Origin of the sequence: Roseomonas sp. KE2513, from assembly GCF_016107305.1 — a bacterium.
Taxonomy (GTDB): domain Bacteria; phylum Pseudomonadota; class Alphaproteobacteria; order Acetobacterales; family Acetobacteraceae; genus Roseomonas.
On the sequence record NZ_RCVR01000015.1, the window covers coordinates 66,849 to 81,442 of the forward strand.

Consider the following 14,594-nt stretch of genomic DNA (forward strand, 5'->3'; position numbering starts at 1 on the left):
GGCCCCGAGGCTCCTCGGCAGCACTCACCTGCCCCGGACTGGTCGGCTTTGCGCCTTTTCTGCACGGTGGTCGCGTCATCAACGACGCCCGGAAGCGGAATTATTCTTTTCCGAGCTAACCACGAAGTACCGCGCCAACTCCCCCCTGGCAGGCGTTAACGAGGGCGCTTTGCAGATCCATGATCAAGTGAGCACCCAAGCAGTGGCCTCCATGTTCGACATCGCCGCACTCCTGCTCACGCTTTCGGCTCTCTTTGGCTGGCTCAACCGGCGCATCGTACGGCTGCCGCACTCGATCGGACTGCTGGTGATGGGTCTGGCCGCCTCCCTGCTGCTTGTCCTGCTCGACCTCGCAGTGCCGGACCAGCACATCTACGAGGATCTCACCCGAGCCCTGCGGCAGGTCGACTTCACCGGGATTGTGATGGACGGCATGCTGGCCTTTCTGCTGTTCGCGGGTGCCCTCGGGCTCGACATCGGCGCTCTGCGGAACCGCGCGTGGCCGGTGGTCACCCTCGCACTCGCCGGAACCGCCATCTCGACCGCTGTCGTCGGGTTGGCCTTCTGGGCCGTCATGCAGGCGATGGGGCAACCGCTGTCGCTGGCCTGGGCGCTGGTCTTCGGCGCCCTGATCAGCCCGACCGACCCAGTCGCCGTGCTGGCGACGCTCAAGAACGTCAAGGTGCCCCCAGAACTCGAGATCGAGGTGCAGGGCGAAGCCTTGTTCAACGACGGCGTCGGGCTGGTGCTGTTTACCCTGCTGCTCGGATATGCCGCGGGATCGGGCAGCGAAGCCGGTATCGGCTCGGTCGCTCACCACCTGGTGTGGGAGGCCGGCGGTGGCCTGGCCCTGGGCGCCTGCACCGGCTTCCTGGCCTACCGCGCCATGCGCGCGATCGACGACTTCCCGGTGGAGGTGCTGATCACGTTAGCGCTCGTGACGGGCACCTATGCTTTGGCGGAAAGGTTCGGCATGAGCGGTCCTCTCTCGGTTGTCGCGGCTGGCATGATCATCGGCGACAGAGGCGTGCGCTACGCCATGAGCGATCGCACGCAGTCCTACGTCTCCGCCTTGTGGACGCTCATCGACGAGGTCCTGAACTCGGTGCTCTTCCTGCTAATTGGTCTTGAGGTGCTCGTGCTTCGCTTCGAACACACTGCGTTGGCCGTCGCGGCCGCCGCGGTGCCGATCGTTCTCGGTGCTCGCCTCGTCGCCGTCTCCGCCCCGCTGCTCCTGTTTCCCTGGTCTTGGCAACTATCCGCGCGCAACATTCCGTTCCTAACCTGGGCTGGGGTCCACGGGGGCATCTCCGTTGCCCTCGCGCTCTCGCTGCCCGACGTCCCGGAGAAGGCAACGATTCTCACCGCGACCTACGCCGTGGTGCTCTTCTCCATCATCGTGCAAGGCTCGACCCTTGGTTTGGTCGCGCGGCATACCCTGCTCAAGGATAAGGCTACGAGTTCCTAGGTGGGGAGGATGGTCGCCTCTCTTGGAGCCCTGGATTTTCAGGAACTCCGCGCCAGGACATCGAAGCGCGCCTCGAGGTCTTCCACCGCAGCCCGCTCTCCCAGGCTCTGCCGCCCTGCGGCGAGACCGAGGTCGGCGTGACGGCGCAGCCCGGCACGGCGCCCCGGCGCCTGCTCCACGGCAAGCACGGCGCCGAGGATCTCCATGAGGCGGAGAAGGACGGCGGCCGAACCAGCACCGTTCTGCCGGATCATGTGGAACATGGCGTCGAGCAGCCCATCGTAGTCCACCGCACGGCGGAACAGAACGGCGCGCCCTTCACGGAGCATGGCTGAGCCCGGCAGGTGACGATTAGTCATGCCGCAGAGCACGTCGCCAAAGCGATCGAGCACCGCCATGGCCGTGAACGGGTCGTTGATGCCAGGCGAGAGGGCGCGGACCGCAACCTCGGCGAGTTGCCGAACGGCAAACTCGAGATCCTGCGCTGCGGCCTGCCGGTCGCCGAGGCTCATGGCGCCGCGCACCCGCCCGATCGCCTTCTCGGCCAGTGCCGGTGGCGACACCGTGGCCACCGCAGCACCAGTGAAGACGTAATCGCCCGGGCGGACGAGCAGGTTCAGGGTCGCATTATGCTCTGTCGCCCAGTCCGCGAGTCGTTCCTCGTCCAACGCGCGGAGGTACCCGCCTCTTTCTGCGGTGATGCCTCGCCCCTCCGGGCCAGGACCAATCGGCCCGGGATCAGGCTTGTCGAGGGTCAACCGGGCAACCGCCTCGCGCAGTTCAGCGTGAACTGTGTCGATCACGGTCTCGACGTTAATGCCCGAGGCGATGTGGTGGACGAACCAGGTGAGCGTCCCGACGCAGAGGAGGGCAAGGACAAGGGCACCGGTGACGCCGAGGTGGGGCACAAAGGTCCCTTCTTCTACGGAGCGCACGGTCCGCAGCACCACCAGGGCGTAGACGAAGGTGCCCAGGAACACTCCCAAGGCAATCTGGTTTCCCGCGTCCCGGACAAAGTTCCGGAGCAGCCGCGGTCCCATCTGGCCGGAGGCGAGGGAGAGTGCGGCTACCGTGATGGAGAAGGTGGTGCCTGCGACGCCGATGGTGGAGGTGGCGATGGCACCTAAGAGGGACCGGGCGCCAGCCTCGCCGCCCCCGTAGAGCCAGCTTTCCGGCAGGATGGATTGCGCCCAATTCAATCGCTCAATCCAGACGGCTCCCTCGCCGAGAATAAGGCCGAGGAAGACAAGGATCGCCGGACGCAGCCAGAAGGCGTCGCCGAGTGCCTCTAGCCGCTCGCGCAAGGTGGTGCTCACGGTGCCTCCGGTCAGGGATCACGCCTCGGCCTCAGCCTGGCGGGCAAAGCTGCCGTCCATCGCCTTAGCGAACACGCGCGGACGCCTCCAGCGGCGCCGCCGCGCACCGCGCAGCGTCCGGCCGGAACCACTGGGCGAGCACCGAGGCCGCCATTGCGCCGAGAGTGTCCATGACGATGTCGAGCGCCGTGTCGTCCTTTCCCTTGATGACGTCGCCGGACGCGTAGTGGTCGAACACCCACTCCGCCACCTCCCACAGCGCTCCGACAGCAACGCCCACAGAGGCCACCAGGAGAATGAATAAAACTGCCCGTCCTTCACGGATGACTTCGCCAAGGAACATGACCGTAAGCCAAAAGGTCAGGGCGAGGATGGTGGCCGCGTGCAGAACGCGGTCGAACCACCAGAAGGCGGCGTAGAGGTCGAAGGCGTAACCTGCCACGTTCGCCGCCAGAAGGACGAAGGCCAGTCCCCAGGCGACCATACGCCCATCGCCGGGTCGGCTCATGATCCATCCTTCTCCCCGGCCAAGCGGAACGCCGTTCCCCTTCGCAACGGCACGGCGCTGCGAAAGTTGAAATCTGGGTGGATGGAGTGACAACATGCTCTTCGACAGCTGGGTGGGGCTGCTGCGGGTTGTGGTGGTCGGAGTCCTCGCCTACGTCATCCTGGTGCTGCTGCTTCGGGTAACGGGCAAGCGCACGCTTTCCAAGATGAACGCCTTCGACTTGGTGGTGACGGTCGCTCTCGGTTCCACCCTGGCGACCGTGCTGCTGAGCAAGGACGTTGCCCTCGCTGAAGGTGTCGTGGCCTTCGCACTCCTCGTCCTGCTGCAATACTCCATCACTTGGCTCTCCGTCCGTTCGGACCGGGTGCGCGCCCTCGTTAAGGCGGAGCCTTGCCTCCTGCTCCGCAATGGTCGTTTCCTCCCCGAGGCCATGCGGCGGGAACGCGTGACCGAGGACGAGGTCCAGGCTGCGGCCCGCGCACAGGGCATCGCTTCGCTCGAGGACGTGGCCGCGGCGGTCTTGGAAACCGATGGAAGCTTCTCCGTCATACGGCGGGACTCCACCTCGCCGCGCGAAGACGAGCATCCGCCGGTCTTACCCTGATCCGCTCATGGGCCACTCTGGCCCGCAACGCGCCGTGTGTTTCAGGTCCTCAGCGACCGGATTGGCGAGCACCGTGCAATTCTGGCCCACCGGCGGCGGATAACAGATGCTCGCCTTGTCTGAGCCAGCAAGTGGTTGAGGGACCGCATCATCGGGATGATGGGGAATGCGCATTGAGGGAGAGAAGGAAGTAGCATCCCTCTCCGCGGCAGAGCTGGCAAACCTTTGGACAGGCCGGGGAATTGGCTTCGCCCTACCTACGGAGATCAATGGCTATCCACGGCCTCTCCATATGCTGGAGTTGCAGGACGGCTTGGGGCTGTCCATCCCTCGAAGGGAGATCATGACCGGGCTGCGGCATCAGTGCGGACGGAGGTCGTCCCGTCGAGGGAGGAGGTGATCCAGACTGAGAAGATCGTGGATGGCGTCTTCGCAAGCGGCATCCCTACCGTTCAGGAGGTGGACGCCGCTGTCAGCCGGGCGGCAATGGCGCGAGGACGTCTTCGATCGGTGCATCTGCGGGTGCACCTCACAACCAGGAACCTTCCGACCCAGGCCCAACTTGCTTCCTATGCTCGACTATGTGGGTGCGAGATCCGCCGTTGAACCAGATCAGCGCTCCACTACCTCTCACCCACCCGGTCTACTGAGGCCGTTCTCAGCATCTGCTCCGCACCCTGCGCGTTCCCTGCCGGATCAGTCTGACACCCCTGCGGCGCGAAGCGGATGCTAGCCTGCAGCCCACCCGGCTCGAAGCGCAACCGCACCGCAGCGCCTGCGCCCAACTCGCGGGCCAGTGCCTGTTCGAGCAGCCGCGTGCCAAAGCCACGTCGGGTCGGCACATTTGCTATCGGCGGGCCACCAGTCTCGATCCAATGCAGTTCCATCACCCTGCCTGCATCTTCGTGGCAGGTGACTGCAACGCGCCCTCCTGAGACCGAGAGCGCCCCGTGCTTGACGGCGTTGGTTGCCAGCTCGTGCAGCGCCAACGACAGGGTTTGCGCTTGCCCCGGAAAGAGGTGCACGCTCCGCCTAGCAACTCGGAAGTAGGAAAGATCGATCCGCGACCCAGCGCCGCTGCTGTCATCACTCAGCCAGGGCGAAAGTGCGGCGTGCACCACTGCGCTGAGCTCCGCTGCTTCCCACGAAATGGAGGTCAGCAGGTCGTGCGTTCGCGCCAGGGCACGCAGGCGGCCCTGGAAGTCGGCCGCAAACTGCGACGGATCGGTGGAGCCTGCTCCGCGTAGACTTTGAGCGGCCACAGCCTGGACTGTGGCGAGCAAATTCTTCGCTCGATGGTCCAACTCGGCCACAACCAGGCGCCGATGACGCTCGCTGCGATTGCGTTCCTCCAATGCGGCGGTAAAGGCGGCTGCGAGGTCGTCGGCCTCGCGCAGGCCAGTGGATGCCGGCGTCACGCCTCCCGCGACCAGCGCCGTCAGCCCCTGGAAGGCGGCCACAGTGCGCCGTGCCAGCAGGACCGCAAGAGCGACGCCGACTGCGGCAACAAGCCCCCCGAAGCCCAGGATGCGTGTGAGCGCGGCATGTAGCGGAGCCTCGAATTCTGTTTCGGGCATCGTCAACACGTAGCTGTAGCCGCTGCGCGGCCCATGGGCGAAAGCAGTCACCGCCGGAACCCCCTCCCGGGTGGTTGTGCCGCGCAGCACACCCTCCGACGCAGCCGCCACCAAGGCCTGTATCTCGCGTCGCATTGGCTGGCCGATGATGTCACCTCCACCTCGCGTTCTGGCTACGATGGCACCCGCACGGTCGGTAACCGTGCCGACCCATCCGGGCGCGTCGGGGACGCGCTGCGCCTCCAGCGCCGCCGCCACCCACGCCTGCGGCAGCGAGAGGCCAAGGCCCGACAGGACCACGCGCTGCCCGGAGGCGTCAGGGGCACCCAATACTGGCACGCCGACTGCCACGGCAGGCTTCCCGGTCGCGGTGCCTCGGAACAAGTTGGAGACTTCAACGCGACCTGAGGCGAGTACCTGCAGCGCCTGATCAGGGGCCTGCACCCCGACCCGGCGCTCTCCCGGTGCCCAGGCGGTCAGCAGCGCGATCCGGCCTTCGATGGTGACCAGGGTGAGAACGGCGCCGCCGAACAGGGCGGAGGCGGCGCGCATCTCGCCTTCAAAGCTGTCGAGGTCACCCCTGGCGAGGGCCGATGACGCCGAGATCCCGTTCAGAAGTGCCTCGGCGCGATTGAACTCAGCGTCGACCGCAAGCGCCATTGTCCGGGTTCGGCTCAGTAGGGCGTCCTCGGCCCGCGCTCGCGCTTCGCCCTGCCCACGCCAGACCCCTGCGACAGCCAGCACGAGGAGCGGCATGGAGATGACGGCGACCAGGACCAACAGGCGCTTGGCGAGGGATGCCGAGGCGCGAACCGGAGTGACACGTGCTGGTGCCGCCGAGGCAACGCCTACTGTCCCAAGGCTCAAACCGAACAACCGGTCTGCTTAACGGCCGGTGGTTGCCGAGAGATCGAGCCGGGCGCCTCAGCGTAAAGCCAAGTGGGCGCTGGGAAGCGGGTAGTGCTCAAACTGTGCTTCAGCACACAGACAGAATTCCAGGCCAAGTACAGGCAAGACATGGCTTCTACCCACTCGGTGATCGACACCCTGAGGTCCCAATTGGTGTCCCAACAGCGGCAGAAAATCGCAGCAATATGACAGCAGCGCAACTAGCACGGTCGAGATCCCAGTCGAACCTTCGCGTCCGGTGGCCGCGTTCGACAAGAGCTCACCTATGAAAGGAGGAGAACAGCCATGGCAAGGACAGCGCGGTTCGGCCTCGCTCCTTCAGATTGGGCGACCTGCTCGTCCGAGGCGCCGCCGCCCGAGCAAACGAGCCCCAACGCCGAACCCTTGAACTAGATACAGACCTTGCACGTGCTGAACGAAGCCCCGGAGGGAAGGCAGAATGCAGGGCACAGCTGGGTGAAAACGGAGACTGAGCGAGACGCCATGCACACGCCTCGCCCTGATCTCCGATCCAGTAAATGAGGGCTTACAGCAAATAACACGCCTAGACGTCGAGGTTCGCCACCTTCAGCGCATTGCCCACGATGAAGTCGCGCCGGGGCTCGACCACGTCTCCCATCAGCGTCGAGAAGACGCGGCCAGCATCGTCGGCATCCTCCACCGCCACCTGAAGCAGTGTCCGCGCCTCCGGGTCCAGCGTGGTCTTCCAGAGCTGGTCGGGGTTCATCTCGCCCAATCCCTTAAAGCGCTGGACCGCCAGACCCTTGCGGCCCTGAGCCAGGATACGATCGAGTGCGGCCATCGGTCCGCGCGCCTCGTGGCGCTGCGCCTCGAACTGCAGCACCGCCGGCTCATTGAAATCGGCGGCAAGGCTGTCGCGCCGCTCCTCAAGCCAGCGCCCCTCGGCCGAGCGCAGGGCGACGGGGTCGAGGTGGTGGCTCTCCGTCACGCCGCGCACCTGACGGAAGACGCGCAGCCCCTCCTCGTCCAACGTCGCCTTCCAGCTGCGCTCGCTGACCAGGGCCAACTCGTTCAGCCGGGCAGCCAGACGCGGCGCGGCGTCCGGGCGCGGGTCCGTGCCGAGGGCACCGGCAACGGCGGCCTGCTCCACGATTTCCGCGGGCAGGTTATTCGCCAGTCGCCGGATGCGGCGCGTCGCGGCGCGCATCTCGTCCACCGCCCCGCGCAGCGCCTCGCCGGCGACCTCGCGGCCATCGGTGTAGGAGAGGCGGGCACCGTGCAGCGCCTTCTCCAGAAGGTACTCCTCCAGCGCACGGTCGTCCTTGAGGTAGCGCTCCTCGTTGCCGCGCTTGGCGCGGTAGAGCGGCGGCTGCGCGATGTAGAGGTAGCCGCGCTCGATCAGCTCCGGCATCTGGCGAAAGAAGAAGGTCAGCAGCAGCGTGCGGATATGCGAGCCGTCCACGTCCGCGTCCGTCATGATGACGACGCGGTGGTAGCGGAGCTTGTCCGGATCGAAGAAGGGCATGTTCGGCCGATCCGGGTCGCGCGCGCCGATTCCGGCCCCGAGCGCCGTGATCAGCGTACCCACCTCGGCGGAGGACAGCATCTTGTCCATCCGCGCGCGCTCCACGTTCAGGATCTTGCCCTTCAGCGGCAGGATCGCCTGGTTCGCGCGGTTGCGCCCCTGCTTGGCAGAGCCGCCGGCCGAGTCACCCTCAACGAGGAACAATTCGGACTTCGCGGGGTCCTTCTCCTGACAGTCCGCCAGCTTGCCCGGCAGGGTGGAGATATCGAGCGCGTTCTTGCGCCCCACCTTCTCGCGCGCGATCTGCGCCGCGCGACGCGCGACGGCCGAGAGCACGACCTGATCGAGGACGAGCTTCGCCTCCTTCGGATGCGTCTCGAACCAGTGGCTCAGGGCGTCGGCGACCGCCATCTGCACCACCGGCTGCACCTCGGAGGAGACGAGCTTGTCCTTCGTCTGGGAGGAGAACTTCGGGTCCGGCACCTTCACCGAGAGGATGCAGGACAGCCCCTCCCGCATGTCCTCGCCCGAGAGCTCCACCTTCTCCTTCTTCGCCTGCTCGGCGGCGTATTTCGTCACCACGCGCGTCAGCGCCTGGCGGAAGCCCGCCTGGTGCGTACCGCCGTCGCGCTGCGGGATGTTGTTGGTGAAGCACAGCGTCCGCTCGCGGGGCGAGCGGTTCCACCACATCGCCATCTCCACGCGGATGCCGTCGGTCTCCTTGCTGGCGAAGGAGACGGGCGGCTTGAACAGCGGGTCCTCCGCCGCATCCATCCACTCCACGAAGGCGACGAGGCCGCCCTCGAAGAAGAACTCCACGTCCTGGGCGGGGGTGTGCCGCTCGTCGCGCAGGTGGATACGCAGGCCAGAGTTGAGGAAGGCGAGCTCCCGCAGGCGCTTCTCCAGGATGGCGAACTCGAACTCGGTCTTCGTGAAGGTCTCGGCGGAGGGCTTGAAGGTCACCTGCGTGCCGGTCGGGTGGTCGCTCGGCCCCACCACCTTCAGCGGCTGCACGGTCTCGCCATGCTCGAAGCGGATGAAGTGCTCCTGGCCATTGCGCCAGATGCGAACCTCCATCCACTCGGAAAGGGCATTCACCACCGCGGCACCGACGCCGTGCAGGCCGCCCGAGACCTTGTAGGAATTCTGGTTGAACTTGCCGCCCGCGTGCAGGCGCGTCAGCACCACCTCGGCGGCGGAGACGCCCTCCTCGGCGTGGATGTCGGTCGGGATGCCGCGTCCGTCATCGGTCACGGTCACGCTGCCGTCGCCGTTCAGCACGGCGTGGCAGGTGGTGGCGAAGCCGGCCTGGGCCTCGTCCACGGCATTGTCGATGATCTCGAAGGCCATGTGGTGCAGGCCGGAGCCGTCGTCGGTGTCGCCGATATACATGCCCGGGCGCTTGCGGACGGCCTCAAGCCCCCGCAGCACGGTAATGGAGGCGCTGTCATAGGCACCATCGGCGCCGGCAGCGGCGACCTCGGCCTTATGGGCAGCGCGGGTGGACTCGGTCATGCGGGCAGGGAACCTCTTGGGCCGGATCGATGGGCGAGCGGCCGGGCGGAATCGTGTTCCGCGTATATAAGGATTACGCGCGCGAGAAGCCATGGCCCCGACGGGACAACCATTTATCTTTCAGCGGACAAGGCCGGGGGACGCCTTGCCTTCAGGCCGCCTCCGGCACGATCCCTTCGGTTCCGATCGAGAACCTTTCCGCCACGCCCCCCAGGGAGGCGAAGACGCCGGGCTCCGTCCCCGTCAGGAAGCTCTGCGCGGGCAAGGCCGTGAGCGCCGCGAAGAGCGCCTCCCGCCGGACGGCGTCCAGATGGGCCGCGATCTCGTCCAGCAGCAGCAGCGGCGCGAAGCCCCGGGTGGCCGCGATGAGCGCCGAATGCGCCAGGACGGTCGAGATGAGCAGTGCCTTCTGCTCCCCGGTGGAGCAGAGCTCGGCCGGCACGCCCTTAGGCAGGTGGGAAAGCCGGAGGTCGCATCGGTGCGGCCCGCCCAGCGCCATGCCGGCCGCCGCATCACGTCCCCGCCGCGCCGCCAGCGCCGCGCGCAGCCCGTCCTCCACCTGAAGGGCGGACTGGGTCTCGAGCGCGGAAGCGGTGTCGCATTCGAGGGCACAGAGGGCTGCTGGAAAGGCGCCCGCCAGCCCCTCCGCAAGGGCCGCGTTGAGGCGGGCCACCAGGGAGCGCCGGGCGGCGGTCAGGGCCACGCCGTGGCGCGCCATGGCGTCCTCCAGCCCGTCCAGCCAACGGGCCTCCACGCGGCCGCCGTCGCGCCCCTCGGCCAGCAGGCGGTTGCGCTGGGTCATGGCGTTCTCGTAGGCCGAGACCTCCCGCGCGTGGTTCGGGTCCAGCGCCCAGACCAGCCGGTCGAGAAAGCGGCGGCGCCCCGAGGCGGCCTCCTGGAACAACCGGTCCATCTGCGGGGTCAGCCAGACCGCCGCCACCAGCCGCCCCAGCTCCGCCTGGGAGCGCACGGGGGCGCCGTCCAGCCGGAAGGTACGCTTGTCGGGCGGCCCGTCATGCACGGTGCCCGTGCCGAGGTCGAACACCCCCTCCGGCCCCTCGAAACGGCCCGAGACGGCCCAGGGAAGCGAGTCCTCCCCCACATGCCGCCCGAGGTCGGCGATCCTTGCCCCACGCAGCCCCCGACCCGGCCCGAGAAGGCTGATCGCCTCCAGCAGGTTCGTCTTGCCCGAGCCGTTCTCCCCCGCGATGACCACGATCCCCGCCGAGAACCGCAGCGCGGCGTGCGCGTGATTGCGGAAGTCCTGCAGCTGAAGGCGGGTGAGGCGAAGGGTGGGGTTCACGCGGGAAGGGATCGTCCAGGAAGGCTGCCCGGTTGCCATCATCGGGCGGAGCGTCGCGAAAAGCCGTGCCAAGCCGTCCGCAAAGGGTGGGCCCATGGCTTCCGCCGCGCATGACGGCATGCAGGCCCATGGGAAAGGCCGCGACAGCGCTTACACCACAAACCGGCCCTGGTGGACTCCTCCGCCCGGTCCGCGCCGCCGCGCCAGTCCGGAGGACGGTCTGGCGCCGCTTCGGTCGTCCTCCCACATACCTGCCCGTCCAATCCGGCCCCTTGCCCTACACACCCCGCGCGGCAATGGATCGAAACACCACCACGAGCGTTGAGCGTGATGCCTTTCAGCACGAAGGATACGGAGCTTCTCGGGCACCTGACGCGCCGGCTGGGTTCGGACCATCAGGCCGAGGCGGACACGGCCCGCGAGCGGATCAACCAGTTGCTCGCCCGGCACGGCCTGAACTTCAACGACTACGCCGAGTGGGTGGAGGCCGGCGTCCTGGCGGACGGGCATGCCGAGCCGCAGCGCGAGAATGTTGAGCTTCGGAACGAGATCGCCCGCTTGCGCGAGGAGGCGGCGGGCCTGGAGGCCGAGCTGGTCAGCCTGCGGAGCGCGGCGCGGCTGCAGCTGGTCCCCGCCGCGGTGCCCTGGCCCGGCACAAGGACCGGCCGGCCCCGGAAGCGGCACACATCCGCTCTCGTCCGCACGGCGGTCTTCAGCCTTATCGCCGCCCTGCCCCTCGGCTGGTTCCTCTCCGGCCCGCACCGCCCCTCGCCTGCACGCCCTGCCGCGAGCATCCCAGCGAGAGACATCCTCCCCGCACCATCGGGGACCGACAGTGCAGATCGGCTGGCTTCGAACCTTCCTGTCCGCACGGGCTCGGAGATCGATCCGGCAATGGGGAGCGCCTGGAAGCCGCCGGTCGGAAGCCGGCTTGCCTCGGTGCTGGAGGACAGCGCGATCCTGAGCACCCCCTTCCCCTCAAGGGCAACCGAGCAGCCGATTGGCCGGGGCAACCGGGTTGCCGTCCTTCGGCAGCTCGTCGCGAATGGCCGCCAGTGGGCCGAGGTCACCAGCCCGACGGTGAGCGGCTACATCCCGCTCGACCTGTTGGAGCTGCAGGACTAGCCGACGGCCCTCACACCCGCATGGGCATGAGGACGTAGAGCGCCGCGGGCTTGGCCGCGTCCTGCACGATGGTCGGCGCCGAACCGTCGGCGAAGCGGAACTCCACCTGCCCGTCCACCTGGTCCGTGATGTCCTTCAGGTAGCGGGCCTGGAAGCCGATCTCGAGCGGGGCGGCGTCGTAGCTGACGGTGTCGTTGTCCAGCTCCTCCTGCGCCTGACCCTGCTCGGGGGAGGCGGCCGTGAGGAGAAGGTGGTTCTTCTCCAGCGAAAGCTTCACGGGACGCGAGCGCTCGCTGCTGATCGCCGCCACCCGGTCCACCGCGGCGGCGAAGGCGGTCTTGTCCACCGAGAGCACCCGGTCGTTGCCCTTCGGGATCACCCGCTCGTAGTCGGGGAAGGTGCCGTCGATGAGCTTGCTCGTCAGCGTCACCGTGCCGAGCTTCACCTGGAGCTTCGTGTCGGAGAGCCGGAACTCGATCTCCTCCATTGTCTCATCGGCCAGCTTGCGGAGCTCGTTGACGGTCTTGCGCGGCACGATCACGCCGGGCATCCCGGCCGCGCCCTCCGGCAGCGGCTCCTCGACGCGGGCGAGGCGGTGGCCGTCGGTCGCGACCGCCCGCAGCACCTTCGCCCCCGCCACTTCGGGAGCGTGGAGATAGATGCCGTTGAGGTAGTAGCGCGTCTCCTCGGTCGAGATCGCGAACTTCGTGCGGTCCACCAGGTCGCGCAGCATGCCGGCGGTCAGAGAGAAGCGGTGCGGCAGCTTGCCCTCGGTCATGGAGGGGAAGTCCTCGACCGGCAGCACCATCAGGCCCGTGTTGTAGCGGCCGGCGCGCAGCGCCAGCGGCGCGTCGCCGCCGCGATGGTCCAGCTCGACCTTGGCGCCGTCGGGCAGCTTGCGGACGATCTCGAGCAGGGTCGCGGCGGGGGCGGTACAGCGGCCCTCGCGGGCCACCTCGACACCGCCGATCTCCTCGACGATCGCGATCTCCATGTCGGTCGCGGTCAGCCGCAGCCCGTCCTTGGTCGCATCCATGAGGACATTCGCCAGGATCGGGATGGTGTTGCGACGCTCCACCACACCCTGCACATGGGCAAGGGCCTTCAGGAGCACAGCCCGGTCCACCGTGAACTTCATCGCCGCCACCCCCCGCAACGCCATCGGGGGCGGAGAGCCCCCGAGTGAGCCCTCTATCATCGTGAAAACTCGGCGTGAAGCCTAGCGCCCGAAGCGGGAGGCCCGCCCCTCAGGTCTCCAGCATGCGCCGGAGCAGCTCCACATCCTCGGCGAAGCCGGCATCGCCCTGCATCAGCTCGGCCACGCGGGAGACGGCGTGCATGACGGTGGTGTGGTCCCGGTTGCCGAAGCGCCGCCCGATCTCGGGCAGGGAGCGGGAGGTGAGCTGCTTTGAGAGATACATCGCCACCTGCCGCGGCCGCGCCACGTTCCGCGCCCGCCGGGCCGAGGACATGTCGGTCAGGCGGATGTTGTAGTGCTCGGCCACCCGCTTCTGGATTTCCTCGATCGTCACGCGGCGGTCGTGGGCGCGGAGGATGTCGTGCAGCACCTCCTGGCAGGACTCGAGCGTCACCGGCCGGCCGAAGAGGTTCGCGTGCGCGATCAGCCGGTTCAGCGCCCCCTCCAGCTCGCGCACGTTGGAGGTGATCTTGTGCGCAAGGAATTCCAGCACCCGCGCCGGCACGTCCACCTGGGCAGCGTTCGCCTTGCTCTCGAGGATGGAGATGCGCAGCTCGTAAGTGGTCGCGTGGATGTCGGCCACCATGCCGCAGCCCAGCCGCGTCCGCAGCCGGTCCTCCAGCCCCGCCAGGTCCGAGGGCGGCTTGTCGGAGGAGACGACGATCTGCTTGCCCTGGTCCACCAGCGCGTTGAAGGTGTGGAAGAACTCCTCCTGCGTGTTGTCCTTGCCGATCAGGAATTGCAGGTCGTCGATCATCAGCACGTCGACGGAGCGAAGGCTCTCCTTGAACTCCATCGTGGACTGCGAGCGCAGCGCCGCGATGAAGCGGTACATGAACTTCTCCGCGCTCATATAGGCGACGGAGCGCCCGCCGCTGCCGGCCTGCGGCTCGCGGATGGCCCAGGCGATCGCGTGCATCAGGTGCGTCTTGCCCAGCCCGACGCCACCGTAGAGGAACAGCGGGTTGAAGCCAGGCGAGTTCGGCTTCTCCGCCACGCGACGCGCGCAGGCATGGGCGAATTCATTGGGCTTGCCAACGATGAAGCTGTCGAAGGTGAAGCGCGGGTCGAGCGGCGCGGCCCAGTCCCCGCGCGCATCGACCTTCTGCGACTCGGCGCGGACGGCTTCGCTCGGCGGGCGCGTCGCCGGCAGCGGCTCCGCGAGGTCAGCGCCGTCAGGCACCGCCACGGTTTCGCGCGCCGCCTGCGGGGACGCGACGCGAATGTCCACGCGCCTCACGCCCACGGACTCGGCCTGCCAGAGAGCCCTCAGCCGGTCGCCGTACTGCCCGCGCAGCCAGTCCCGCAGGAAGCGCGTGGGCACATGGACGATCGCCTCCTCGCCCTCCACGCCCGCGAGCGTCAGTTGGCGAAGCCAGGTGCGGTACTCGGCCTCGCCCACTTCCTCGCGCAAACGGCCGCGGATCCTCGCCCAGGCCGCATCCAGCCGCACGTCGTCCACGGAACCGGTAGCGGATGCGGCGGGCGAGGCATTGGCGTGCTGATCCGGCATGCGATCCACCCGAAGCCCCCTCATTCATCCCCGCGGCAACGCGTGGACGGACCCTGCATCACGAAAGGTAAC

At 67.7% G+C, this 14,594-nt stretch carries 10 protein-coding genes; 3 read left to right on the plus strand and 7 right to left on the minus strand.

Annotated features, from left to right (window positions below):
• Nucleotides 1–211: 211 nt before the first annotated feature.
• Nucleotides 212–1,468, plus strand: a complete 1,257-nt coding sequence (locus tag D9599_RS16350) for a sodium:proton antiporter (protein WP_232480582.1) — start codon at nt 212–214, stop codon at nt 1,466–1,468.
• 38 nt (nt 1,469–1,506) lie between these two features.
• On the opposite strand, the gene D9599_RS16355 is transcribed toward D9599_RS16350, so the two are convergent.
• Together D9599_RS16355 and D9599_RS16360 are read right to left on the minus strand one after the other, a co-directional pair.
• Nucleotides 1,507–2,784: a DUF2254 domain-containing protein gene (locus D9599_RS16355; protein WP_198382345.1), complete on the minus strand. Its 1,278-nt coding sequence runs from the start codon at nt 2,782–2,784 to the stop codon at nt 1,507–1,509.
• Between the two features lie 64 nt (nt 2,785–2,848).
• Complete coding sequence (locus D9599_RS16360; protein WP_198382346.1) at nt 2,849–3,292, minus strand: hypothetical protein; 444 nt, start codon at nt 3,290–3,292, stop codon at nt 2,849–2,851.
• A 94-nt stretch (nt 3,293–3,386) separates the two neighbouring features.
• On the opposite strand from D9599_RS16360, the gene D9599_RS16365 reads away from it, so the two are divergent.
• On the plus strand, nt 3,387–3,896 hold the full coding sequence (locus tag D9599_RS16365; protein ID WP_198382347.1) for a DUF421 domain-containing protein: 510 nt from the start codon (nt 3,387–3,389) through the stop codon (nt 3,894–3,896).
• Nucleotides 3,897–4,519: 623 nt separating this feature from the next.
• Here D9599_RS16365 and D9599_RS16370 read toward each other — a convergent pair.
• From D9599_RS16370 to recF, 3 genes are all read right to left on the minus strand, one after another.
• Nucleotides 4,520–6,133 carry a sensor histidine kinase gene (locus tag D9599_RS16370; RefSeq protein ID WP_198382348.1) on the minus strand — a complete coding sequence of 538 codons (1,614 nt, stop codon included), beginning with the start codon at nt 6,131–6,133 and terminating at the stop codon, nt 4,520–4,522.
• A 793-nt stretch (nt 6,134–6,926) separates the two neighbouring features.
• On the minus strand, nt 6,927–9,383 hold the full coding sequence (gene gyrB, locus D9599_RS16375) for a DNA topoisomerase (ATP-hydrolyzing) subunit B (protein WP_198382349.1): 2,457 nt from the start codon (nt 9,381–9,383) through the stop codon (nt 6,927–6,929).
• Nucleotides 9,384–9,534: 151 nt separating this feature from the next.
• Nucleotides 9,535–10,782: a DNA replication/repair protein RecF gene (recF, locus tag D9599_RS16380; protein ID WP_232480583.1), complete on the minus strand. Its 1,248-nt coding sequence runs from the start codon at nt 10,780–10,782 to the stop codon at nt 9,535–9,537.
• Between the two features lie 234 nt (nt 10,783–11,016).
• Here recF and D9599_RS16385 point away from each other — a divergent pair, with 234 nt between their 5' ends.
• The gene (locus D9599_RS16385; RefSeq protein ID WP_198382350.1) at nt 11,017–11,811 is read left to right on the plus strand and encodes a hypothetical protein; all 795 of its coding nucleotides are present in this window, start codon (nt 11,017–11,019) and stop codon (nt 11,809–11,811) included.
• A 10-nt stretch (nt 11,812–11,821) separates the two neighbouring features.
• Here the strand turns inward: D9599_RS16385 and dnaN are convergent, their stop codons facing one another.
• Both dnaN and dnaA read right to left on the minus strand, forming a co-directional pair.
• On the minus strand, nt 11,822–12,949 hold the full coding sequence (dnaN, locus tag D9599_RS16390) for a DNA polymerase III subunit beta (RefSeq protein WP_198382351.1): 1,128 nt from the start codon (nt 12,947–12,949) through the stop codon (nt 11,822–11,824).
• Nucleotides 12,950–13,058: 109 nt separating this feature from the next.
• Nucleotides 13,059–14,522 (minus strand): chromosomal replication initiator protein DnaA, encoded by a 1,464-nt coding sequence (gene dnaA / locus D9599_RS16395; protein ID WP_198382352.1) that lies wholly within the window; start codon nt 14,520–14,522, stop codon nt 13,059–13,061.
• Nucleotides 14,523–14,594 lie beyond the last annotated feature (72 nt).

Excerpts from the sequence above, each read along its gene's own strand:
- D9599_RS16350 (WP_232480582.1), top strand. The coding sequence starts at position 212 with ATGTTCGACATCGCCGCACTCCTGCTCACGCTTTCGGCTCTCTTTGGC.
- D9599_RS16360 (WP_198382346.1), bottom strand. The coding sequence starts at position 3,292 with ATGAGCCGACCCGGCGATGGGCGTATGGTCGCCTGGGGACTGGCCTTC.
- D9599_RS16365 (WP_198382347.1), top strand. The coding sequence starts at position 3,387 with ATGCTCTTCGACAGCTGGGTGGGGCTGCTGCGGGTTGTGGTGGTCGGA.
- D9599_RS16370 (WP_198382348.1), bottom strand. The coding sequence starts at position 6,133 with ATGGCGCTTGCGGTCGACGCTGAGTTCAATCGCGCCGAGGCACTTCTG.
- gyrB (WP_198382349.1), bottom strand. The coding sequence starts at position 9,383 with ATGACCGAGTCCACCCGCGCTGCCCATAAGGCCGAGGTCGCCGCTGCC.
- recF (WP_232480583.1), bottom strand. The coding sequence starts at position 10,782 with ATGGGCCCACCCTTTGCGGACGGCTTGGCACGGCTTTTCGCGACGCTC.
- D9599_RS16385 (WP_198382350.1), top strand. The coding sequence starts at position 11,017 with ATGCCTTTCAGCACGAAGGATACGGAGCTTCTCGGGCACCTGACGCGC.
- dnaN (WP_198382351.1), bottom strand. The coding sequence starts at position 12,949 with ATGAAGTTCACGGTGGACCGGGCTGTGCTCCTGAAGGCCCTTGCCCAT.
- dnaA (WP_198382352.1), bottom strand. The coding sequence starts at position 14,522 with ATGCCGGATCAGCACGCCAATGCCTCGCCCGCCGCATCCGCTACCGGT.